The 22,172-nt window shown below is 70.3% G+C and carries 24 protein-coding genes; 14 read left to right on the top strand and 10 right to left on the bottom strand.

What is annotated here, in order from left to right; genetic code table 11:
* Positions 1-264 precede the first annotated feature (264 nt).
* Positions 265-645 carry a nuclear transport factor 2 family protein gene (locus tag ACFWY6_RS16120; protein ID WP_384690094.1) on the bottom strand — a complete coding sequence of 127 codons (381 nt, stop codon included), beginning with the start codon at positions 643-645 and terminating at the stop codon, positions 265-267.
* A 36-nt stretch (positions 646-681) separates the two neighbouring features.
* On the opposite strand from ACFWY6_RS16120, the gene ACFWY6_RS16115 reads away from it, so the two are divergent.
* Positions 682-921 carry a hypothetical protein gene (locus ACFWY6_RS16115; RefSeq protein WP_384690091.1) on the top strand — a complete coding sequence of 80 codons (240 nt, stop codon included), beginning with the start codon at positions 682-684 and terminating at the stop codon, positions 919-921.
* Positions 922-957: 36 nt separating this feature from the next.
* On the opposite strand, the gene ACFWY6_RS16110 is transcribed toward ACFWY6_RS16115, so the two are convergent.
* The gene (locus ACFWY6_RS16110; protein ID WP_384690088.1) at positions 958-1,320 is read right to left on the bottom strand and encodes a transposase; all 363 of its coding nucleotides are present in this window, start codon (positions 1,318-1,320) and stop codon (positions 958-960) included.
* A gap of 209 nt (positions 1,321-1,529) precedes the next feature.
* On the bottom strand, positions 1,530-1,946 hold the full coding sequence (locus ACFWY6_RS16105) for a hypothetical protein (protein ID WP_384690085.1): 417 nt from the start codon (positions 1,944-1,946) through the stop codon (positions 1,530-1,532).
* A gap of 168 nt (positions 1,947-2,114) precedes the next feature.
* Here ACFWY6_RS16105 and ACFWY6_RS16100 point away from each other — a divergent pair, with 168 nt between their 5' ends.
* The gene (locus tag ACFWY6_RS16100; protein ID WP_384690082.1) at positions 2,115-2,624 is read left to right on the top strand and encodes a hypothetical protein; all 510 of its coding nucleotides are present in this window, start codon (positions 2,115-2,117) and stop codon (positions 2,622-2,624) included.
* A gap of 711 nt (positions 2,625-3,335) precedes the next feature.
* The gene (locus tag ACFWY6_RS16095; RefSeq protein ID WP_384690079.1) at positions 3,336-3,779 is read left to right on the top strand and encodes a hypothetical protein; all 444 of its coding nucleotides are present in this window, start codon (positions 3,336-3,338) and stop codon (positions 3,777-3,779) included.
* 271 nt (positions 3,780-4,050) lie between these two features.
* Here the strand turns inward: ACFWY6_RS16095 and ACFWY6_RS16090 are convergent, their stop codons facing one another.
* Positions 4,051-4,287 carry a hypothetical protein gene (locus ACFWY6_RS16090; RefSeq protein ID WP_384690077.1) on the bottom strand — a complete coding sequence of 79 codons (237 nt, stop codon included), beginning with the start codon at positions 4,285-4,287 and terminating at the stop codon, positions 4,051-4,053.
* Between the two features lie 228 nt (positions 4,288-4,515).
* On the bottom strand, positions 4,516-5,397 hold the full coding sequence (locus ACFWY6_RS16085) for a LysR family transcriptional regulator (protein ID WP_384690074.1): 882 nt from the start codon (positions 5,395-5,397) through the stop codon (positions 4,516-4,518).
* A gap of 112 nt (positions 5,398-5,509) precedes the next feature.
* Between ACFWY6_RS16085 and ACFWY6_RS16080 the strand changes: the two genes are divergently transcribed.
* Entirely contained in the window at positions 5,510-6,667 is a 1,158-nt protein-coding gene (locus ACFWY6_RS16080) for a nuclear transport factor 2 family protein (protein WP_384690071.1), read from the top strand.
* Positions 6,668-6,769: 102 nt separating this feature from the next.
* Here the strand turns inward: ACFWY6_RS16080 and ACFWY6_RS16075 are convergent, their stop codons facing one another.
* On the bottom strand, positions 6,770-7,666 hold the full coding sequence (locus tag ACFWY6_RS16075) for a class I SAM-dependent methyltransferase (protein ID WP_384690068.1): 897 nt from the start codon (positions 7,664-7,666) through the stop codon (positions 6,770-6,772).
* 66 nt (positions 7,667-7,732) lie between these two features.
* Between ACFWY6_RS16075 and ACFWY6_RS16070 the strand changes: the two genes are divergently transcribed.
* Positions 7,733-8,281, top strand: a complete 549-nt coding sequence (locus tag ACFWY6_RS16070; RefSeq protein ID WP_384690065.1) for a dihydrofolate reductase family protein — start codon at positions 7,733-7,735, stop codon at positions 8,279-8,281.
* 27 nt (positions 8,282-8,308) lie between these two features.
* Here the strand turns inward: ACFWY6_RS16070 and ACFWY6_RS16065 are convergent, their stop codons facing one another.
* Positions 8,309-9,160: an aldo/keto reductase gene (locus ACFWY6_RS16065; protein WP_384690062.1), complete on the bottom strand. Its 852-nt coding sequence runs from the start codon at positions 9,158-9,160 to the stop codon at positions 8,309-8,311.
* Between the two features lie 253 nt (positions 9,161-9,413).
* On the opposite strand from ACFWY6_RS16065, the gene ACFWY6_RS16060 reads away from it, so the two are divergent.
* The gene (locus ACFWY6_RS16060; RefSeq protein ID WP_384690059.1) at positions 9,414-10,304 is read left to right on the top strand and encodes a helix-turn-helix transcriptional regulator; all 891 of its coding nucleotides are present in this window, start codon (positions 9,414-9,416) and stop codon (positions 10,302-10,304) included.
* Between the two features lie 7 nt (positions 10,305-10,311).
* Here ACFWY6_RS16060 and ACFWY6_RS16055 read toward each other — a convergent pair whose 3' ends face one another.
* Complete coding sequence (locus ACFWY6_RS16055; protein ID WP_384690056.1) at positions 10,312-10,956, bottom strand: NAD(P)-dependent oxidoreductase; 645 nt, start codon at positions 10,954-10,956, stop codon at positions 10,312-10,314.
* A 99-nt stretch (positions 10,957-11,055) separates the two neighbouring features.
* Between ACFWY6_RS16055 and ACFWY6_RS16050 the strand changes: the two genes are divergently transcribed.
* Both ACFWY6_RS16050 and ACFWY6_RS16045 read left to right on the top strand, forming a co-directional pair.
* Positions 11,056-11,454: a winged helix-turn-helix transcriptional regulator gene (locus ACFWY6_RS16050; RefSeq protein WP_384690053.1), complete on the top strand. Its 399-nt coding sequence runs from the start codon at positions 11,056-11,058 to the stop codon at positions 11,452-11,454.
* Between the two features lie 114 nt (positions 11,455-11,568).
* A complete protein-coding gene (locus ACFWY6_RS16045; RefSeq protein WP_384690050.1) occupies positions 11,569-12,915 on the top strand; it encodes a lipase family protein in 1,347 nt (448 codons plus the stop codon).
* 25 nt (positions 12,916-12,940) lie between these two features.
* Here ACFWY6_RS16045 and ACFWY6_RS16040 read toward each other — a convergent pair whose 3' ends face one another.
* Both ACFWY6_RS16040 and ACFWY6_RS16035 read right to left on the bottom strand, forming a co-directional pair.
* A complete protein-coding gene (locus tag ACFWY6_RS16040; protein WP_384690047.1) occupies positions 12,941-14,191 on the bottom strand; it encodes a cytochrome P450 in 1,251 nt (416 codons plus the stop codon).
* Positions 14,192-14,431: 240 nt separating this feature from the next.
* Complete coding sequence (locus ACFWY6_RS16035; RefSeq protein ID WP_384690044.1) at positions 14,432-14,848, bottom strand: hypothetical protein; 417 nt, start codon at positions 14,846-14,848, stop codon at positions 14,432-14,434.
* A gap of 175 nt (positions 14,849-15,023) precedes the next feature.
* Between ACFWY6_RS16035 and ACFWY6_RS16030 the strand changes: the two genes are divergently transcribed.
* From ACFWY6_RS16030 to ACFWY6_RS16005, 6 genes are all read left to right on the top strand, one after another.
* Positions 15,024-15,398 carry a hypothetical protein gene (locus ACFWY6_RS16030; RefSeq protein WP_384690041.1) on the top strand — a complete coding sequence of 125 codons (375 nt, stop codon included), beginning with the start codon at positions 15,024-15,026 and terminating at the stop codon, positions 15,396-15,398.
* A 111-nt stretch (positions 15,399-15,509) separates the two neighbouring features.
* Positions 15,510-16,625 (top strand): PLP-dependent cysteine synthase family protein, encoded by a 1,116-nt coding sequence (locus tag ACFWY6_RS16025; protein WP_384690144.1) that lies wholly within the window; start codon positions 15,510-15,512, stop codon positions 16,623-16,625.
* Complete coding sequence (locus tag ACFWY6_RS16020) at positions 16,622-17,920, top strand: MDR family MFS transporter (protein ID WP_384690038.1); 1,299 nt, start codon at positions 16,622-16,624, stop codon at positions 17,918-17,920. Before ACFWY6_RS16025 ends, ACFWY6_RS16020 begins: the two co-directional genes overlap by 4 nt.
* A 124-nt stretch (positions 17,921-18,044) precedes the next feature.
* Entirely contained in the window at positions 18,045-18,644 is a 600-nt protein-coding gene (locus ACFWY6_RS16015) for a PadR family transcriptional regulator (RefSeq protein ID WP_384690035.1), read from the top strand.
* A complete protein-coding gene (locus ACFWY6_RS16010; RefSeq protein WP_384690032.1) occupies positions 18,641-20,365 on the top strand; it encodes an acyl-CoA dehydrogenase family protein in 1,725 nt (574 codons plus the stop codon). Before ACFWY6_RS16015 ends, ACFWY6_RS16010 begins: the two co-directional genes overlap by 4 nt.
* Positions 20,366-20,497: 132 nt before the next feature.
* Complete coding sequence (locus ACFWY6_RS16005) at positions 20,498-22,033, top strand: alpha/beta hydrolase (protein WP_384690030.1); 1,536 nt, start codon at positions 20,498-20,500, stop codon at positions 22,031-22,033.
* Positions 22,034-22,172: the final 139 nt, after the last annotated feature.

Below are 22,172 nucleotides of genomic sequence, written 5' to 3'. Positions count from 1 at the left end.
ACGCGCTGCCCGAACGTGCCGATCATGGTGCAGCTCGCGCGATAGCCGGCATCTGCCCGACCGCCTCCCCGGCAGGCGGAGACGTCTAGCTCTTCGGCGAACTCTCGGCGGGCCTGTCTCACTAGGCATGGTCGACCAGGGGTACCCGTCGCGCGGTTGTCTCGGCGGCAGCCGCGGCGATGTAGTCCCTGCCTCGTGGGCGCGCAGCCGGCCTTCGCGCGACGAGTGCCGTCCGTGTGGCGGGAGAGCAGTAGTGGGCGGCGGTCAGAACATGGTGTTGTCGTTCTTGGAGGTGGGCGGGATGACCTGGAGGACGTCCCAATGCTCGACGATCTTCCCGTCGGCGTCGAAGCGGAAGATGTCGATTCCGGCGTAGTCCTCGTCGGGCCAGACCTGGTGGCAGTGCAGGATGACGTGGTCGCCTTCGGCGAAGGCGCGTTGGTACGTGACGTGCTTGCCGGGGTAGTCGGCGGCCATGCGTTCGAAGTAGCCGATGAAGGCTTGCTTGCCATCGCCGACGTGCGGGTTGTGCTGGATGTAGGTATCGCCGACGTACTTGGCGATGGCCTCGGCCGGGCGGCACTGGTTGAACATGAGGTCGTAGAAGGCTTTGGCGGTGGCCTTGTTCTGTTCCGGGTTGCTCATGGGGTCACCGTAGGGTCGAGCGCCGGGGTGCGGCGCGTGGAGTGCGTCGAGCAGGTGGTGGGCGCCCGCTGGTATGGACAGGGCCCGGCCGCCCAGGTCGGCGGGGATTTCGGGGTGAGTGGGGTTGACGCGGGCGAGGCGTGGGCGGGGGAAGCGGCGGGTGAGCTGCTCGCGCGGCCACCGGATGACGCCGGGGTGTTGTATCCGGCGCCGAATTCCAGGATCAGCAGGCCGGCGTCGGCATCGGCCGCGCCCAGCCAGTCCTGCTGCGACTGAGCGCCGTAGTTCGTTGTGACCGCGCTTCCGTGATGGCTACGGCTGGAGGAGGACGCGGGCTCTGAGTAGGGCGAATGAGGCTCGGCCGTACATCTGGCGCTTGATCGTCTTGATTCGGTTGACTTGGCCTTCGACGACGCCGGAGCTGTGGGTGAGGGTGAGGCCAGCGGTGACGGCGAGGAGGTCCCGGCGGAGGTAGTCGGCGAAGCATCCGATTGGGCCTGGGCCGGTGATCTCGGCTTTCTGGATCCAGTCTCGCAGCCGGTAGCCGCGGCGATGGCGCAGCATGTCGGTGAAGCCTTGGGCCAGGTCGTCCGCGATTGCGATGTCCGGGCGGGGATGGCGGACGGCGTCGAGCGCGGCGCTGTCGGCAGGAGTCATGCTCTCCTGGGGGTGCATGGTCCATGAGGTGATGGTGCGTGGACTGGGAGTCAGAGTCGCGCGGGGTTTGCGGTGCCACGTCGATTCGTTCTGGTTGGCACCTACGAATCTTCGGAGAAGAGCCCCTTGGTCACTGGGAGTTGGTCCGGTCGCGTCCCGACCTTGTCGGGCGAGGGTGAACTGTCCCGGCGTGTCCTCGTCCAGCCAGCCGCGTTCCACCAGACGCTTCACCTTTCCCCGGGTCCCCTCGATCTTCCCGGTCGTCGTCGGTAGGCCGATCCTCGGCACGATCTGCTGACCTGCACCGGTCCCGGCGCATCCGCGATGATCTCCGCGATGTCCCGATACACATCCGGCAACACCGCCACGACCAGCCCCTCACGCCGCGGCGGCACCATCATCACCCCGACGCCATGAGGCACCGGCGTCTCGTTCGACTCCGGCGCATCGCCTGGTTCGGCCTGCGCGGCCGACAGCTCCGCCAGCACCTGCGCGACGGTCTCCCGCGTGACCTCCAGCCGCGACAGATCCTCCCGCGCCTCTTCCAGCCGCAAGGCCAACTCCGCGGCCTCTACCTGGAGTTCCTCGACATGTCGCCGAGCTGCCGCCTCCCGCGCCTGAAGCTCTTCCGGCAAAGGCACCATGGCGCCCCACCTCCACTCCGCAACGGTAGAAGCAAGCCGCCGTCTCCCCCACTGTCAATCAGCGTCTTCCCAGGTCAGCCACCGAAGGGAAGCACGCCCGAAAGCGTTGGCGCTGACGCGACCCGGATGCGAGGCTGCCGTCCCAAGGCACCGATGAAGAAGCCCCAGATGACGCACGACGAGGCAATCAAGCAGCTCAGCCACCTTGCGCGCGCGAGGGCATTCGGAAGGCATGTCGGATCGGACCGCCTCATTCAGGCCGGGCTGGACGCCCTGATCGCCGGCGTTGAGAGCCCTTCACTCGCCATGCTGGCGGGACTCCTTCGCGGCGAGGAGCCCGAAGCACCCGAGCTCTTCGGCCAGGTGCTGGAGGAGCTGGGGCTCGCCTTTCACCCGCCAGCCGATCCCCGGGCCGCGAAGTGGGCGATGGCCCACTGGATCGCCGACCAGATCGCTGACGGGTCGCTCGACCCGGCCACCGGGACACACCTCATCTGGGCAGACATCGCTTACGACCTTGGATATCCGGAAGACCTGGAACCTCTCGTCCACTGCGCGCACAACCTGGACGGCTGGGAAGAGAGCTGGAGCGTCTCGCGTGAAGAGCTCAGCCGGGAAGCAGTCGAGGCTGCCAACCAGTCCCTGAGCAAACGACCCCGGCACGACGACCAGCGCTGACCCGCAGGTCACGCCGAACCACGCGTCACTTCAAAGAATCCGCACCCAACTCGATTCCATGCAAACACGACCGGTGGCGCACGCAACCCACTACTTCTCGTCGTGATCAAGGAACTCCTCGGGCCACGCCCTCCGCAACCACGCCGAGAACCAGCCCAATCGCAACGACGCCCCGCTGCACTGCGCAGTCCCGACTCCGGAGAGAGCTGCCAAGGGAGACCGGACATCACGCCCAACCGCGCGAGCACGGAGAGCAGAATCCCCAGTCTGGTGACTGCCATTGGCGATGGGTGCCGCTCGTTCTGAGGGACGGCCTGAAGGAGCGGTGAGGTCGGTCCGTCCTAGTCGCTGCTTGGCGAACTCACCAGTGCTGGCGGCCGGTAAACCCTGGCAGTAGGCGAAGCCGCTGTACCGCGACTGTTGCAACCAGCAGTCAACCGTCTGATGGACGACGGCGAAGACCTGCGTGGATAGGTTGCCTACGGCGCGGTTTCCTCCGGGAGGGCGCCACACGGAAAGAGCCCCGGCGCGCCGGGACCTCGATGCTCGTGACCGGAGCCAGGGGTTGCTCGGCCAGCCCTGCACGCCCGTGTTGACGAACTGTCTGGGCACGTGGGTGCATCTCGGGATGCCGGGGCTCGTGCCGGCCGCAGGGCGCAATCAGGACCCGACGGGGGGACTCGCGCTGTGGCCCGCAGGAGAGGTATCAGCATGAGGATGCGTATGAAGGCCGCCGCCTTCGCCCTGCTCGTCGGCACTGCCACAGTTGCGGGTGGCGTCACCGCACCCGCAGCATTCGCCGCGGGCGAAGCCCCGGCTGTCGTGTCCGACAGCGGCAACATCCGCGCCGCGGGGTCGGGAAGCGCGGACAGGACGCTGTGGACCAGTAACCGTGCCGGTCAGATCAACATCCACTGGGACTGGAAGTCGAGCGCGGACGGCAAGAGCCACTACGGCAGCTTCTGGGGGAAGTTCTACGACCACAAGATCGATGGGAAGTATGTGCTGCTCCAGGCCAAGTGGAAGGGCCAGGACTGGACAACCATCCGTACCGCTGCGAACGGCGAAGACTTCCGCGGCGACTACAGCAAGCTCAACGGCCTGAACTTCCGGGCGTGCTTGCAAGGCGGCAACTGCGGCGCCCCCGCATGGTGAAACCGGCCAACGGCTGGCGCACTGAGTGTTGACGCACCTGGCCCGGGGTGTGGCTCCCTCACAAGGAGCCACACCCATTGGCGATCGGAGCCATCCCCGCATGAGCGGGGAGCAGGGCGGACACGGGTAACAGCCCCATGTCCGCCCTCGCGTCGGGTGGACGCTGGGTGGTCAGGAGCGTTCCTCGCGCTTCTGACCGCCCTGGTGGTGGGTGGACTTCTTCCGTGTGCGGTTGTGCGGTGTGTGGGCAGGAATTGCCCGCAGCTGCCCGTCAGTTACAGAAGTTGAGGAGGATGAGGAGGCCGTTGCCGCACTGGAACTCGTCTCCGCCTCCGTGGCTGCCCTGGGCAGGGGCGGCCTGTGCGGCGACGGTCGTGGCGGGCGTCGCGGCCACGGCGGATGTGGCAGTTGCCACCCCCGCCGCACAAGCGATGCCCATCACGGCACTCACCGCGAATGCCCGGGATATGAGGGACAGGGACTTCTTGGTGTGAGGTGTGGTGTTCATGCATTCACCATGCCCACCCTCGCGACCAGTTGCCTGCCGAGCGCATCCGAGCGGGTGAGCCACCCCCTCGTCGAGCTCTCGGGGCTGCCGCCGATCCGGCTGCACGCGCCCCGCCTGGGGCGTGATGCGCACGCTGAGCGACCTGCACGGCGCGAACAACGTACGGCTCGTCGTCTGGTTGGCGGTCGGCCGCGGTCCAGCCCTCTGCGCTGACGACGGTGGTATCCGTTAAGTGAAGGCTGTGGCGAGCTGGTCGAGGAGGGGCGCCGCGGAGGGGTGGGGGTCGCGACGTGGTGTGATCGCGTAGATTCCGCGGGTCGGGGGATCGGCGAGGCGCACTGCGGTGACGTCGGTCCGCAGTGCTCGTGTCAGTACCCCGGGTATCAGCGCGATGGCGTGGCCGGTTGCCACCAGGGCCAGCTTGCCGAGCAGATCGGCCGCGGTGAGATCGATGCGGGCGCTGACCCCGGCGCGGGCGGCGTGCCGGCGCAGGAGCGCGGCCGAGCCGTCGTTGTCCTCGACCCAGGTCTGGTCGGCCAGCGTCTGAATGTCCACCGGGCCGTGCCCGGCCTGCGGATGACCGACGGGCAGGACGACGACCATGTCGTCCAGACCGAGGAACCGTCGTTCGACCCGCGGGTCATGGGGGAGCCCCGGTGGCGCATCGGTGACGACAGCGAGGTCGAGATCGCCGGCGATCACACGGTTGTGCAGTTGTGCACTCAGGCCGGGGAGCAGGCTCCACCGGATGGATCCGCTTCGCTCCAGCAGGCTCCGGATGGCCTCGGGGACGATCCCTGCGGCGAGAGAGGGTGTGGCACCGACGGCCAGCGTCCGATTGAACGCCCCGTCGCCGGCCTCTCGTACGGCGCGAACGGCGCGGTCGGCTTCGTTCAGCGTGGCCAGGGCGTGGCTCCGGAAGACCTCGCCGGCAGGCGTCGGACGCACACCGCGCGCATGACGCTCCATGAGAGGCACGCCGAGCTGCCGCTCAAGACCGGCGATCTGTCGGGAGACGGCCGACTGCGTGTGATTGAGCTCGGCGGCGGCCGCCGACAGCGACCCGAGCCGGCACACGGTCACGAAGGTCCGCCACACGGTCAATTCCATGACACCAGCAATTCCATGACACCAGTATGTCCGGCCGGTATGCGAGCACCGCAGGTCTGGCCTGCGAAATCTGCGCTTGTCGCAGCCGTCGGGGCGCACCACTCTGGCCCGTATGACCACACCGCACATGATCACCATCCTCGGCCTGGGGCGCATGGGCGACGCGATCGCGACACGCCTCGCCGCCCAGGGCCGGGACGTCGTCGGCTGGACGCGCTCCGAGCGCACATCGGACGCCGTCAGGACGACCGGCGATGCGCACGAGGCGGTGGCGAAGGCCGATCTCGTACTCCTGGCGCTGTTCGACGGCCCGGCCTGCCGGCAGGTCCTCGACGACGTCCGTGACGCGCTGCGTCCGGACACGATCGTGCTGAACACCAGCACCATCGCCCCCGCCGAAGCGTCGCAGCTGGCCCGGCACCTCGGCCCGTCCTACGTCCACGCGCCCCTACTCGGCTCCGTGCCCGCCGCCGCGGCCGGCGCCCTGCAGATTCTTGCCGCCGCCGAGCACGACGCGCTCGATCGGGTCCGACCGGTTCTGGAGACGCTTGGCACCGTGCGGCGTGTTGACGACGCCGCCACCGCCGCCGCGCTCAAGCTCATCGCCAACAGCAGCCTTGCCGGCGCCGTCCTCGCGCTGCGTGACGCACTGCGCCAGGCCGACGCCCTCGGCCTGCCCCGTGCCAAGGTGCTCGACGTTCTCGAACTCGGCCAGCTCGGCGGGCTCGTGGCCCGCAAACGACCTTTCCTCGCCGACCAGCCGGCCCCTGCCAAGGCCGAATTCACGATCGGCGCGCTGGCCAAGGACATGGCCCTGCTGGCCGCCGCGTCGAACACCCCCCTGCGCGGCGCAGCCGACTTGGCCGACCCCACTGCCGACCCCGAGGCCGACATCGCCGTTGCCGCCACGGCCCCCGCCGTGGAGGACGCCGTGCTCGAACCGCTCCGTGCCTACGTCCGCGGACACGCGACCGGCGACCCCGCCCACTTCCACGACGCGTTCCTGCCCACCGCCCACATCGAGGGAATCCGGGACGGCGCGTTTGTCTCGTGGCGCCTGGAGCAGTACTGCGCTCTCTTCGACGGCCGCCCGGCCGCGGACGAACCGATCCGCTCCCGCCGCATCGACGCCGTCGACGTCCACGGCACCGTCGCGACCGCGACCATGACGCTCTCGCACGGCGCGAACACCTTCACCGACATCTTCCTGCTCGTCCGCGTCGACGAAGGCTGGCGCATCGCCAACAAGGCTTACCACCGGCACTCCTGAGGATCGCGGGCTTCGGGGTCGGCGGCGGGCGGTGACGAAGTGGGCCACCGCGGTCTCCTCGCTCCGTTTCTGCTTCGGGGCGGGCCGGGTCATGGGCGGTCGTCATTCCACGGCGCGGGCGGTCACCAGCCAGGCGGCGGCGCCCAGGGCGATGCCGTCCGGGCCCTGGTGGCCGGCGAGTTCGGTGTGCAGCGCGGCCAGCGCCTGGCGGGCGTTCTCTTCCGTCGCCTGCGCCAGCAGATCGCGGATCAGGCCGAGGCCGGCGACGAATCCGACGACGTCCTCGGCGTCGTCGCCCAGGTGAATCGGCTCGGCCACCGGTTCGACGGCGATGTCGGTGAAGCCCGCCCCGCCCAGCAACTGCCGTACCCGCTCGGGGTCGGCGAGCGAGAACGCCCCCGGCTGTCCCGATGCGCCCATGTCCGGCGGTTCGACGTACGGAGTGATGGCCGTCCACAGGGTGACGAGCCACTCGTTGACCGCCGCCTCCTGCCAGCAGGAGAACGCAAGCCGGCCGCCCGGTCGCAGCGCTCGGGCGATGTTCGTGAAGGCGGCCGGCGGATCGGCGAAGAACATCACCCCGTTGCGGCTGATCGCCACGTCGAACGCCGCGTCGGGAAAGGGATGCACCTGCGCGTCCCCTTCCTCGAACGCCACGTTGCCCACGCCTTCTTCGAGCGCAAGCCGGCGCGCCTCGGCGAGCAGCGGCTTCGACAGGTCGACGCCGAGGACGTGGCCTCGCCCGGCGTCGCGCGCCGCGGCACGAGTGGTGGCGCCCGCTCCGCAGCCGATGTCCAGGACGCGGTCGGCCGTTCCGATGGCGGCTGCTCGCAGCAGGTGCGGGGTGAAGTTGCGCTGCATGGCCTCGTAGCGCTCCCGGTGCCGGACCCAGTGCCGGCCGTCGTCGCCGTTCCAGGCTTGGGCCTGCTCGGCGGAGGCGGCGGCCGGGGCTTGCTGCCCGAGTTCGGCCCCGGGTGCGGTGCTGTGGTCCTCGGTCACGTCCTTGCCTCCTGCTACGGGGTCAATCTTTTTAGGTGCCTCGACGACGATGGGTAGTCTTACGCAATGCGACCCCTTCGATATTCCATCAACGTCACATTGGACGGGTGCTGCGATCACCGCGCAATCGCCGCGGACGAAGAATTGCATCGTCACGCGGTCGAGAATCTCGCTCAGGCCGATGCCCTCCTCTTCGGCCGGGTGATCTACGAAATGATGGAGGCGGCGTGGCGGCCGCCGGCGCAGGCGGGAGCGAGGCCTGACTGGACGGAACCCTTCGCCCGGACGATCGACGCGGCAAAGAAATACGTCGTGTCGAGCACCTTGGATCGGGTCGATTGGAACGCGGAACTCGTGCGCGGGGATTTGGGAAAGGCCGTTCAGGAGATCAAGCGGGAGCCCGGCAATGGGCTGCTCTTGGGAGGAGTGAAGCTCCCGCTGGCGTTGGCGGAGCTGGGATTGATCGATGAGTACGAATTCGTGGTGCAGCCCCGGCTGGTGGGCCATGGGCCGACGTTGTTCGCCGGGCTGTCGAAGGTCGTCGACTTGAAACTCGTGAGCCGGCTGGAGTTCGGCTCGGGGGCGGTGGCGATGCGGTACCAGCCGAGAAGGTAGCGGCTCGGGTTCCGGGACGGGAAGGGCTCAGCCCTCCAGGCGGCGCTTGGCGAGCCAGTTGACCATCTCCGGGTCGCGGTGGTCGAAGAACAGCGTCTCCCCGGTGTCGAGCGTGGCGATGGCGGCCATCTCGTCGTCGGTGAGCCGGAAGTCGAAGACGTCGAAGTTCTCCGCCATCCGCTCGGGGCGGACCGACTTGGGGATCGTGACGACGCCGCGCTGGATCAGCCAGCGCAGCACGACCTGAGCGACGGACTTGCCGTGCTGCTCGCCGATCTCGCTCAGCAGCGGCTGCGTGAACAGGTTGTTCTTGCCCTCGGCGAAGCCGCCCCACGACTGCGTCCGCACTCCGTGCTCGCGCATGAGCTCCTGGTAGGCGGCGCGCTGGAAGAACGGATGGGTCTCGATCTGGTTGACCGCGGGCACGATCTCGTTGTTGATGATCAGGTCGAGCAGCCGGTCGGGGTAGAAGTTGGCGACGCCGATCGCCTTCGTCCGACCGTCGCGCTGCAGCTTCTCCATCGCGCGCCACTGTCCGTACACATCGCCGTACGGCTGGTGCATCAGATACAGGTCGAGATGGTCGAGGCCGAGCTTGGCCAGCGACGTCTCGAAGGCACCCTCGGTGTTCTCCTGGGCCGGCGCGTCCTGCACCCACAGCTTGGTCGTGACGAACAGCTCCTCGCGCGGGACGCCGCTGTTCTTGATGGCGCGGCCGACGGCCTCCTCGTTGCCGTAGGCGGCGGCGGTGTCGAGGAGGCGGTAGCCGGCCGCGAGGGCGTCGGAGACGGCCTGCTCGGTCTGCTCCGGCGGGATCTGGTAGACGCCGAAACCGAGGATCGGCATCTCGACGCCGTTGTTGAGGGTGACCTGCTGCATGACGTTCCTTCTCAGTGGACGTGGGGGCGGACGTGGGGGGTGGGGCGTGGAGGTGAAGCCATTGCCTCGCGCCGTCGGTGCTGCCGCAACCGGACCATCGCCCCGCGGCGGACGGGTACGGCCGACGTCATCCACCCTGCCGCCGCGCGCGCCGGACAGGCAGGCCGAGCCGGTCCGGGGGGAGGTCAGCGGGGGTGTGACAGGGCCCCTCTCGTGAGTGGGGCCCGGGCGGCGGCAGGGGGAGACTGGGCATATGGCACCCGAGCAGCACACCGGCGGAGACGAACTGGCGCGCTTCCTGCGCGCACGCCGCACCCAGACCAGTCCCGAGAGCGCCGGCCTCACCCCCGGCCCCGGCGTACGCCGTACGCCCGGCCTGCGGCGCGAAGAGCTGGCCACGCTCGCCGGCGTCAGCATCGACTACTACACCCGCCTCGAGCGCGGAAAGGAGACCCGGCCGGGTCCCGGAGTCGTCGACGCGCTCGCCCGTGCCCTGCAGCTCGACGACGACGAGCACCACCACCTGCGTGAGCTCGCCGCCCGAGCCGCACGCTACGCGCCCGAGCCGCCGCCTCCGCCCAGCCGGACGGTCCGCCCCCATCTGAAGCTGATCCTGGAGACCATGCGGCCGAACCCGGCCTACATCGTCAGCCGCAGCATGGACCTGCTCGCCTGGAATCCCGCGGGCCTCGCCCTGTACGCGGGCCTCGCCGACTGGCCGGTGAAGCAGCGGAACCTGGCCCGCTACCTCTTCCTGCACCCCGCCGCACGCGAACTGTTCCCCGACTGGGAGAACCTGGTCCGCTCCTGCGTCGCCCGGCTGCGCGCCGAGGCCGGCACCAACCCCGACGCACCGGACTTCACCGGCCTCGTCGGCGAACTCCTCCTCAAGAGCCCGGACTTCGCCAGGCTGTGGGAGCGTTACGACGTCGTCGGACGCAAGAAGGTCACGAAGACCTTCCACCACCCCAAGGTCGGCGTCCTCACGCTCAGCGGCCAGAGCATGCACCTCGACGGCACCCCGGGCCAACGCCTCAGCGCCTACACCGCCGAACCGGGCACCCCCGACCACGACGCCATGCTCCTGCTCGACCTGATCACGGAGCCGTCGGCCCCCGCCCCGACAGCCGGGAGGAGCTCATGAGTTGCCGTCACGTCACGGCCAGGTGGCTGCGACCGTGCCGCAGGGTCTCGGCCTCGACCTCGTCGAGCAGCGAGAGGGCGAAGTCGGCGTAGGAGATGCGCGCTGCCATGTCGCCGTGCTCGCGCGTGTCGTAGTGGCCGGTGCGCTCGCCCTCGTGGTCGAAGTCGCCGGCCGGGCTCACATACACCCAGTCCAGTGCGCCGCCCTGGGCGCGGAGCACCTCCAGACCGGCGGCGTGGGCCAGGCAGAAGGGCCGGAACTCCGCGGGGAATCCCGGGGCGTCGAGGAGCCGGGTACCGTCCGGGCCCGGCAGCAGCGAGGAGAGCCCGACCGTGACGAGCCTGTCCACCTCGGCCTGGCGCAGGCCCTCGACGAGGGCGTGCGCCGCGCTCGTGAAGAAGGTGTCCGGGTCGGTGCCTTCGCCGTACACCGCCGCCGCGTTGATCGCGGCGTCATGGCCGTCCGCGAGGGCGGCGACATCCGCCGCGTCGGTGACGTCCCCGGCGGCGATCCGTACGCCGCCGTCCGCCAAACCGGCGTAGCGGGCGGGCTCGCGTACCACCGCGGTGACCCCGTGCCCACGGCGACGCGCCTCGGCGACGGCCTGCCGACCGGCCCTGCCGCCCGCACCGAAAATCACGATCCTGCTCATCGTCGGAATACCTCCTGGTGAGTCGTTGCTCCGGAAGGTATCCGCGAGGGCGGTTACCACTTGGATACCGCCGGCACCGGCGCGAGGCAGGAGATCTCCATGACGTACCGGCAGCAGCCGTTGCCGCCCGACATGTTCGACGAGCTGTGCCCGTCGGCACTGCTGCCGTTCCGCTTCGGGGACAAGTGGGGCGCCCTGGTCCTCCGCTGTCTGCAGGACGGCCCGCGCCGCTTCTCCCAGCTCCGTGTGCCGCTGCACCGCGTCACCCCGAAGGTGCTGACGCAGTCGCTGCGCGGCCTGGAACGCGACGGGCTCGTGTCACGCACGGTGTACGAGGACCCGCGACCACGGGTGGAGTACGCCCTCACGCCACTGGGCCGCAGCATGCTGGAGCCGATGGACGCGGCGTGCGCGTGGGCGGCCGCGCACTGGGACGAGTTGCTCGACGCGCGTGAGGCGTACGAGGACGGTGGCGCCGACCGTACGAGGACTGTGTAGCCGCACGCCCCGGCCCGTGACACCACCGACCTCTGCACGCCTATGGCTGTCTTACTGACGGGTCAGTACGGTGCTGCCAACCCCCCTTGCCCACAGGAGAGTTGGGAGAGCCGCATGATGTCAGCGTTACGCAGACGGCCGGTGGCCGCAGGCGCCGTGCTCGCGGTGGCGGTGCTCGGACTGCCCGGATCCGCCGCCGCGCAGAGCGTGGACGCGCCGGCCGGCACCCAGGACGCGACCCCCTCGGCGCAGGCCGCCGAGAAGGCACCCGGCGCCGGAGAGCAGCGCAACGACGAGCAGCGGAACGACAAGCACCACAAGCCGGGCAAGGACAAGCCCGGCAAGAAGCCAGGGAAGCCAGGGAAGCCGGGAAAGCCGGGGAAGAAGACCGACCCCGGCGAGATCCTCGGCTCGGAGCCGTCCTCGTTCCAGTACACGCCGGGCGTCCCCACCCCCACCAAGGCCTGGAAGATCACCTACCGGTCGACATCGGCCGACGGGAAGCCCAACGCCGTCTCCGGAACCGTCATCGTCCCCGACGACGGCAGGACCACCCCGCGCCCGCTGATCACGTACGCCGTAGGCACGGTCGGCCTCGGTGACAAGTGCGCGCCGTCCGCCGGATTCCCGGGCGGCACGACGGCCGAGGCGCCGCTCGTCAACGCCGCCCTTGTCCGGGGCTACGCGGTCGTCGTCACGGACTACGAGGGCCTCGGCACACCCGGCGACCACACCTACATGGTCGCCAAGGCGCAGGCCACCGCGGTGCTCGACGCGGCGCGCGCGGCCCAGCGGCACCCCGAGGCCGCGAAGTACGGGGTCGCCAAGGAGGCGCCCGTAGGGATCATGGGCTACTCGCAGGGCGGCGGCGCCAGCGCGAAGGCCGCCGAGCTGGCCGCGACGTACGCGCCCGAACTGAAGGTCAAGGGCACGGCGAGCGGCGGTGTGCCCGCCGATCTCGCCAAGGTCGCCGACTCGCTCGAGGGCGGGGACAGCGCGGGCTATCTGCTGATGTCCGCCGTCGGGCAGGACGCGGCCAACCCCGCCCTGAACCTCGACAAGTACCTCAACGACGAGGGCCGCAAGCTCGCCGACGTGGTACGGAACGAATGCGTGGGGACGGTACTCGAGGCCGGGCGCGGCAAGACGATCGAGGACGTGACGACGTCCAACCCGCTGGACCAGCCGGACTGGCAGCAGGCCATCGCCGACCAGTTCATCGGGGCCGAGCGGCCCTCGGCGCCGACGTTCCTCTACCACGGGGACGCGGACGAGACGATCCCCTACGCGGTGGGGCAGAAGTTGCGCGCCGACTGGTGTGCGAAAGGGCACGCCGTCCAGTGGACGACCTTCGCCGGGCAGTCCCATGTGGGGACGGCGATTCAGGGCAACGGCCCGGCGCTGGAGTGGCTCGGCCAACGCTTCGCCGACCAGCCCACCTCCGGCAACTGCGGCACGTAGGCGGCTGAGGTGATCTGACGACCGGTCACGGGACCGGCCGCACCGGCAGCTTGCGCACGCTGTTGCCCACGAAGGAGGCGTGGCGCGGCAGTTGGGCTTCCGGTGCGGCGAGGTCCAGGTCCGGGAAGCGGGTGAAAAGCCGCTCCAGGGCGATGGTGGCCTCCATGCGGGCCAGGGGCGCGCCGACGCAGTAGTGCGGGCCGTGGCCCAGGGAGAGATGCCGGGTGGCGGTGTCGCGGGTGAGGTCGAAGCGGTCCGCGTCGTGTCCGTGGGCCCGCTTGTCGCGGCCCGCGGCGGAGTAACCGGCAAGTACCGGTGTGCCCTTGGGGATGACCGTGCCGTCGAGCGTCAGGTCGCGGGTCGGATACCGGAAGGGGAAGTAGCTGACGGGGCTGTCCCAGCGCAGGGTCTCCTCCACCGCTGCCGGCCAGGGCACCTCGCCCGACTGGAGCAGGGCGAGCTGATCGCGGTGGGCGCACAGGGCGCGTACGGCGTTGGTGATCAGGTTGAGGGTGGTCTCGTGCCCCGCGATGATCGTGAGCATCAGGGTGCCGAGCAGCTCGTGCGGGCCGAGCCGGTCGCCGTTCTCCTCACGGGCCGCGATCAGCGCGCTGGTGAGGTCGTCGCCGGGGTCGGCGGCGCGGGCCGCGGCGACCGCGCCGAGGACCTCCACCATCTCCCGGTTGGCCGCCATCGCCTCTTCGGGTCCGATGTCGGTGGCGACGATCTGGTTCGACAGGTGATGCAGCCGGTCCTGGTGTTCGGCGTCCACGCCGAGGAGCTCGCAGATGACGCCCATCGGCAACGGCAGGGCGAAGTGCGCACGCAGGTCCGCGATTCCGCCCCCTGTGGCGGCGGCCCGGTCGAGGCGGTCGAGCAGCGTGGTGGTCAAGTCCTCTACCCGCGGCCGCAGTTCCGCCACCCGGCGGGCGGTGAACGCCTTGCTCATCAGGGAGCGCAGCCGCCGGTGGTCGGCGCCGTCGGCCGTGGTCATGCCCTGGACCGTGGCGAACGTCCGCAGCGGCCAGCCGTCGGCTATCTCGCCGGCCCGCAGCGCGGCGAAGTGCTGGGCGTTCTTGGCGACATCGGGGTGTGCGAGGAACTCCTTGAGCGCGTCATGGCCGAGCACCGCCATGCCCGCCACCTCGCCGGGCAGGACCACCGGCGTCACGGCGCCCTGCGCGAGCAGCCGGGCATTGTCCGCGTGCGGGCAGCCGCCGGCCGGGTCCAGACGGTGTGTGCGGCCGGCCGCGGCGTTCACCGGTGACGTGTTCAACAGGGAGTCTCCTCGTCGAAGGGGGACGGACCGGGACGTGTGGCGATCGACATGCTCGCGGCTGCCTCCGAGAAATGACACCCCTGTGATGCCCTCCACGGACCCCTTGGCGCCGTCCTGACAGGAATGGCTTGTTCACGCGATGTTCGCGGAGATCTTGAAGCCGCGGGCGCGGGCACCGGTTAGGATCACGGCGTGATGACAGCCAGGTCACTTTCCGGTGTGTTGCGGAGTCGCTCATCAGCGGCTCCGCTGCGTCTCCTTGGCCTTGGCCTGATCCTCTTCGGTCTGCTGTACACCCATGCGGCGAGCCCCGATGCGACGTTGGGTCACCTGAAGTCGGCAGAAGGCGTCTCGGCGCAGGCCGTGGACGCCCGGCACTCCGCCACCGTGCAACGCGCCGCGAGTGCCGCGAGTGCCGCGAGTGCCGCGAGTGCCGCGCACGAGCATGACGCCCCCGACCAGCAGAGCGGCGGTCACGGAGACCACGGCGGGCAGCACGCCTTCGAGGAGTGCGGCCTCGGGCAGCCGTCCCAGGGGCCCGAAGTGGATGTCCCCGCTCTGTCTCCACTGGGCCTTGCGGTCGAGGACGAGGCGCCGCACATCGCGCACGTCCATCCATCTGCCGTACGGGGCTTCGTCGTTCCGATACCGCATGCGGCGGAGTCCCCGGTTCTGCGTATCTAGGTCAGCGCCTCTCGGCGTCTGACCTCCCTCCTGTGCCCTTCTGCGCGCGGCGTGGGGATGGTCGACGGTTCACAGCCGCCCCCACCCATTTCCTGCCCTGCCCGGGATGTCCCGGCGCGGGCAGCCGCCGCCGCACGGAGGATCTGTGCAGCCCTGCTCCGTCGATCCGCGCCTCAGGCACCGGATCGTCCTCATCTGGACCACTCTGAGCGTTCTGCTCCTCACGTTGGTGCCGTGCGCCGCCGAGCCGTCACACGAGGCAGCCCACACGCCGAGCCGCTCCGGCCAGGTGTCCAGCTCGCCCCTGGTTCCGGAGGCGCGCGAGGACTGTTCCGTCACCGACCCGGGCCCCAGCAGGCCCGCTCCCGCACCCGTACGCGCCCTGCCGTACACGCCCGCGGTCTCCATTTCGCAGACCACCGTCCGGCCACCCGCCGACGGGCTCTCCGGCGGGGCGCACGGACCGGCGCCGAGCGGCGGCCGGATCACTCTCGCCGCCCTGTGCAGGTGGCTGATCTAGAAGCGGCCCTTGCGGTCGGCCCCGGTCGATCCGCCGCACGGCGCGCCCGACAAGCGCTCCGTGCGAGACGAGCGCCCGCACAGCTTCTACAGCGAAATGAGAGCGAACCAGATGCACTCCCTGACCACGAGTGACTTCCATCCCACGGGATCCAGTCTCCAAGGGCTCGTCGGAAACACCCCCTTGCTGCGGGTGTCCGAGCCGTTCACCCCGGCCGACCGGGGATTCTGGGCCAAGCTGGAAGGCTTCAACCCCGGCGGCATCAAGGACCGCCCCGGACTCCACATGGTGGAACGGGCCCGTACCCGCGGCGACTTGCAGCCGGGGAGCCCCATCGTCGAGTCGACGAGCGGCACCCTCGGTCTGGGCCTCGCCCTGGCCGGAATGGCCTACGGCCACCCCGTCACCCTCGTCACCGACCCGGGCCTCGAACCCTCCATGACCCGGCTGCTTGCCGCCTACGGCGGCACGGTCGACATGGTGTCCGAACCACACCCCACCGGCGGCTGGCAGCAGGCCCGCCGGGACCGGGTGGGCGAACTCCTCGCCGAGCTGCCCGGCGCCTGGTGCCCCGATCAGTACAACAACCCCGACAACGTCGCCGCGTACACACCCCTGGGCCTGGAACTCGCCTCCCAGATGGGCCATGTCGACGTACTCGTCTGCAGTGTCGGCACCGGCGGCCACTCGGCGGGCATCTCCCGGGTCCTGCGTCAGCTCTACCCCGAGCTGCGGCTCGTGGGCGTGGACACCGTCGGTTCGACCATCTTCGGCCAGCCCGCAAGGCCCCGGCTCATGCGCGGGCTCGGGTCGAGCATCTACCCGCGCAATGTCGCGTACGAGAACTTCAGCGAGGTGCACTGGGTGGCGCCCGCCGAATCGGTGTGGGCCTGCCGCCAGTTGGCGGCATCGCACTATGCGACGGGCGGCTGGAGCGTCGGAGCCGTCGCGCTCGTGGCCGGCTGGCTCGCCCGCACGCTTCCCAAGGACACACGGATCGTCGCGGTCTTCCCGGACGGGCCTCAGCGTTACCTGGAGACCGTCTACGACGACCAATACTGCGCCGAGAAGGGCCTGTCGGGGGTGGTCCCCGCGCCGGAACCGGAGGTGGTGGGCCGGCCCGACGAAAAGGAAGTGAACCGCTGGACCCGCTGCACCGACGTCGTCGACCCGCTCTCGCTCCTGGTCAAGGACCGCGGCGAAGGCGTGGAAGGAGCGGACCGGTGAAGGGCACCATCGCGCAGGTCCGTTCCTACGACCGGAGCGTCCAGCTCCTCCTCGCCAACCAGTTCACCATCAACCTCGGCTTCTACATGCTGATGCCGTACCTGGCACAGCACCTCTCCGGGTCCCTCGGCCTGGCCGGCTGGCTGGTCGGACTCGTCATGGGCGTACGCAACTTCAGCCAGCAGGGCATGTTCCTCATCGGCGGAACGCTCGCCGACCGGTTCGGCTACAAGCCGTTGATCGTCGCCGGATGCGTCCTGCGCACCGTCGGCTTCGCGACGCTCGGCCTGGTGGACTCCGTGCCGGCGCTGATCGCGGCATCGGCGGCCACCGGCTTCGCGGGGGCACTCTTCAACCCGGCGGTGCGCGCGTATCTGGCCGCCGACGCGGGGGAGCGCCGCGTGGAGGCCTTCGCGCTGTTCAACGTCTTCTACCAGGCGGGCATCCTCCTCGGCCCGCTGGTGGGCATGCTGCTGACCGGAGTCGACTTCCGGATCACCTGCCTGGTCTCGGCGGCGATCTTCGCGCTGCTCAGCGTCGTACAGATCCGTGCGCTCCCCGCCCGCAGGGGGAGCGATACCCGAGGCGGCGAGGACGGCGTCCGGGAAGGCGTGCTGTCCCAGTGGCGCGGTGTGCTGGCCAACCGGGCGTTCCTGCTCTTCTCCCTCGCCATGATCGGCTCGTACGTCCTGTCGTTCCAGGTCTATCTGGCCCTGCCGCTGGAGGTACGACGCATCGGCGGGGACGGTCGGTTCGGCACCGTCGCCGTGGCGCTGCTCTTCGCCGCATCCGGTCTGGCGACCATCCTCGGTCAGACCCGGGTGACCGCCTGGTGCAAGGAGCACCTGGATCCGGGGCGGGCGCTTGCCTGGGGTCTTCTGGCGATGGGCGCCGCGTTCCTGCCGCTGCTCGCGGCCACGGCGCTGCCCGTTCCGGAGGGCGGGACCGGCCGCTGGCTCCTTGCCGCCGTTCCGCCGATGCTCGCGGCACTGATGCTGGCCCTGGGCACGATGGTCGCGTACCCCTTCGAGATGGACACCATCGTCCGGCTCTCGGGTGACCGTCTCGTCGCCACGCACTACGGCCTGTACAACACCATCTGCGGCATCGGGATCACCGCGGGCAACCTGCTGACCGGAGCGGCCCTGGACGCGGCCCGGGAGGCCGGCATGTCCGCGCTGCCCTGGCTCGCGCTGCTCGTGGTGGGCCTCGGCTGCTCGGCCGCGCTCTACGGCCTGCACCGGGCGGGCCGCCTGGAACCCGCAGCGCCACCGGCACAGCCGGCGACGGTCTGACCGGATCCGCAGCTGACCGGGGGCGGGCGGTGATCCCGCCCGCCCCTGGTCCGAGGGGGTGAGCCGCGTCTCACCGGGGCGGTCGCCCTTGCCTATGCAACTAGTTGCACAGCAAGATCCAGGTATGGCGATCGAGCACGCGATCCTCGTGTCCCTCCTGGAGCAGCCGGGCTCGGGCTATGAACTGGCCCGCAGGTTCGAGCGGTCCATCGGATACTTCTGGACCGCCACCCACCAGCAGATCTACCGCGTGCTCAAGCGGATGGAGAGCGACGGCCTGCTCGATGTCCGGGACGTGCCGCAGCACGGCCGTCCGGACAAGAAGGAGTACGCCGTCGCCGCCGAAGGACGGGCCGCGCTCTCCGCATGGCTGCACGAGCCGATCGAACCCGAGAGCGTCCGGCACGACCTCGCCGTGAAGATCCGGGGCGCGGCCTTCGACGACCCGGCCGCGCTGATCCGCGAGGTGGAGCGGTACCAGCAGGTGCACACCGAGCGCCTCGCCCACTACCTCGCGGGCGAGGAGCGCGACTTCCCGGGGTCGGGGGCGGGGGCGCCCGCCGCCGGTCCGCCCGACGCCGGGCGTGAGCTCCAGCACGTCGTGCTGCGCGGCGGCATCGCGTACGAGCGGATGACGCTCGTCTGGCTCGACGACGTGCTCGCCACCCTCCGCCGACTCGCCACCACCCCTCACACCCTCCGAGCCGAAAGGCGTGACCCATGACCGACGCGCTCCTGTTCAACCCGCGCACCTACGACCCGGCGCACTTCGACCCCGAGACCCGCAGGCTGCTTCGCGCCACCGTCGACTGGTTCGAGGAGCGCGGCAAGCGGCAGCTGATCGAGGACTACCGGACCCGGGCCTGGCTCGGCGACTTCCTCGCCTTCTCCGCCAAGGAGGGTCTTTTCGAGACCTTCCTGACGCCGTCGTCCGCCGCCGGTGACGGCGAGGGAAACAAGCGCTGGGACACCGCCCGCATCGCCGCCCTCAACGAGATCCTCGGCTTCTACGGCCTCGACTACTGGTACGCCTGGCAGGTCACCATCCTCGGCCTCGGCCCGGTCTGGCAGAGCGACAACGCCGCCGCCCGCGCCCGCGCCGCCGAACTCCTCGCGCAGGGCGAGGTGTTCGCCTTCGGCCTGTCCGAGAAGTCCCACGGCGCCGACATCTACTCCACCGACATGCTCCTGGAGCCCGACGGCCAGGGCGGCTTCCGGGCCACCGGCTCCAAGTACTACATCGGCAACGGCAACGCGGCCGGACTGGTCTCCGTCTTCGGCCGCCGCACCGATGTCGAGGGCCCCGACGGCTATGTCTTCTTCGCCGCCGACAGCCGCCACGAGGCGTACCACCTCGTCAAGAACGTCGTCGACTCGTCGAAGTACGTCAGCGAGTTCCGCCTGGAGGACTACCCGGTCGCCCCGCAGGACGTCCTGCACACCGGCCGAGCCGCCTTCGACGCCGCCCTCAACACCGTCAACGTCGGCAAGTTCAACCTCTGCACCGCCTCCATCGGCATCTGCGAGCACGCGATGTACGAGGCCGTCACCCACGCGCAGAACCGCATCCTCTACGGCCGCCCCGTCACCGCCTTCCCGCACGTGCGGCGCGAGTTGACCGACGCGTACGTCCGGCTCGTCGGCATGAAGCTGTTCAGCGACCGGGCCGTCGACTACTTCCGCTCGGCAGGCCCCGACGATCGCCGCTACCTCCTCTTCAACCCGATGACGAAGATGAAGGTGACCACCGAGGGCGAGAAGGTCATCGACCTGATGTGGGACGTCATCGCCGCCAAGGGCTTCGAGAAGGACAACTACTTCGCCCAGGCGGCCGTCGAGATCCGCGGCCTGCCCAAGCTGGAGGGCACCGTCCACGTCAACCTCGCGCTGATCCTCAAGTTCATGGGCAACCACCTCCTGAACCCGGCCGAGTACGAGCCGGTGCCCACCCGCCTGGACGCGGCCGACGACGACTTCCTCTTCCGGCAGGGACCGGCCCGTGGCCTGGGCTCCATCCGCTTCCACGACTGGCGCACCGCCTACGACGCGTACGCCCACCTGCCCAACGTCGGCCGCCTGCGCGAACAGGCCGACGCCCTCTGCGAGTTCGTCACCACCGCGGCCCCCGACGAGGAGCAGAGCCGCGACCTGGACCTGCTGCTCGCCGTCGGCCAGCTCTTCGCGCTCGTCGTGCACGGCCAGCTGGTCCTGGAGCAGGCGCGTCTGACGGAGCTCGACGAGGACGTTCTGGACGAGCTGTTCGCCGTCCTCGTACGGGACTTCTCCGCGCACGCCGTCGAGCTGCACGGCAAGGACTCCGCCACCGAGCAGCAGCAGCGCTGGGCGCTCGGCGCCGTCCGGCGCCCGGCCGTCGACGAGGCGCGTGCGGGCCGGGTCTGGCAGCGCGTCGAGGCGCTGTCGGGGGCGTACGAGATGGCGGAGTAACCGTCAGCGCACCCGCTCAAGGCCGGCGCCTGCCCTCAGCCTCTCCAGGGCTGAGGGTAGGGCTGGCCACAGGAAGAACTCGGGGGATGGCCGGGGCGAGACGGACCGGTGCCGCGGCCTAGCGTGCGGTGCATGCGGATGAACTCCTATATACGGGCTGCTGTTTCAGGTGTGGCGATACTGACCGTGGGGGCGGGCCTTTCACCCGCCGCTGCCGCCGACGAGGCGACGGGGCCGCCGGGCCTCGCGCGCTACCACGGTCAGTCCGTCGACTGGCACGACTGCACGGTCGGCCCCGACGACACCACCGGAAAGAAGCTGGACGCAGCGGGCGCCCAGTGCGCCGACCTGACCGTGCCGCTCGACTACGGCGACCCCGGCGGCCGGACCATCACCGTCGCCGTCTCGCGTCTCCGCGCCACCGACCGCGCGCACCGCGTCGGCCCGCTGCTGCTCAACAACGGCGGCCCCGGCGGCCCGAGCCTCGAGATGCCGGTCACCGTCGGCGAGACCATGGGGAAGGTGGCCGGGAAGTACGACCTCATCGGCATGGACCCACGGTTCGTCGGCCGTTCCACGCCGCTGGACTGCGGCTGGGACATCGGCTCGATGGTCTTCTCGGCCGGCCGCGACCGGGCCGGATACCAGCGCTCCGTCGCACGCCAGCGGGACCTGGCCGAGCGGTGCAGGCGGACGAACGGCGACGTGCTGCCGCATGTCAGCACCCGCAACACCGCCCGCGACATGGACGTCGTCAGGGCCGCGCTCGGCGCGAAGCGGATCTCCTACCTCGGCTACTCGTACGGCAGTTACCTCGGCGAGGTCTACACCGAACTGTTCCCCGGCCGCACCGACCGCATGGTCCTCGACGGCGTCATCGACCCCGCCCGCTACAGCCAGACCCTGCTCGCGGACGCCACCGGAGCCAATGAACGGGCCCTGCGCGCCTGGGCGGCCTGGACCGCGGCCCGCGACGACACCTACGGGCTCGGCGCCACGACCGGCGCCGTCCTTGCCACCGTGCGCCACATCCACGAGGCCGCGGCCGACAAGCCCTTGCGGGTCGGGGACTTCCGGGTCGACGAGCACTCCCTGCCCGTCGTCTACTTCGGCGGTCTGGGCGGCGACCGCGACGAGAACCGCGCCGTTCTGGCCACCATGACCAGGACGCTGGAGCGGGCCGCCGACCGCGAACACGTGGAGCCGGGGCCGGAGTTGAGCGAAGTGCTGACCTACCTGACGACCGAGGCGGGCTCGCACCAGGGCAGCGTGCAGGCCGCCATCCTGTGCGGGGACGTCGCGACCCGCCGCGGGACCGACAGCTACTGGCGCGACATCCAGGCCGCCCGCGACAAGGCACCCTTCGCCGCCCCGCTGACGTACAACATCTCCGCCTGTGAGTTCTGGGACGCCCCGGCCGAGAAGCCGACCGTCGTCGACAACGACGTGCCGGCGCTCCTGGTCAACGCCACCGGTGACACACGCACCACCTACTCCGGGGCCCGCCGGATGCGTGACCAGTGGTCGAAGTCCCGGCTGCTCACCCTCCCCGGAGCGAACCAGCACGGCGTCTACGGCGACTACGGCAACGCCTGCACGGACCGGCGGGTCAACGCCTACCTGGCCACCGGGAAGCTGCCCGAGCGTGACGTGACCTGCCGCGCCTAGCCCGCGGGTCGTGCCCGGGGTTGGACCGCACCCGAGCCCGCCTGGGGGGGCCCCCCGGCGGTGGGCCCCTCGGGGAGGGGGGGGTGCAAATCCCCGCCCCCGGGGGGCTGTTGGGGTTGCCCGGAAACGGCGGGGCCTG

This window comes from Streptomyces sp. NPDC059037 (genome assembly GCF_042740015.1).
Taxonomy (GTDB): domain Bacteria; phylum Actinomycetota; class Actinomycetes; order Streptomycetales; family Streptomycetaceae; genus Streptomyces.
Note: the sequence above shows the minus strand (reverse complement) of the source record. Positions and strands in the feature narration are given on the sequence as shown.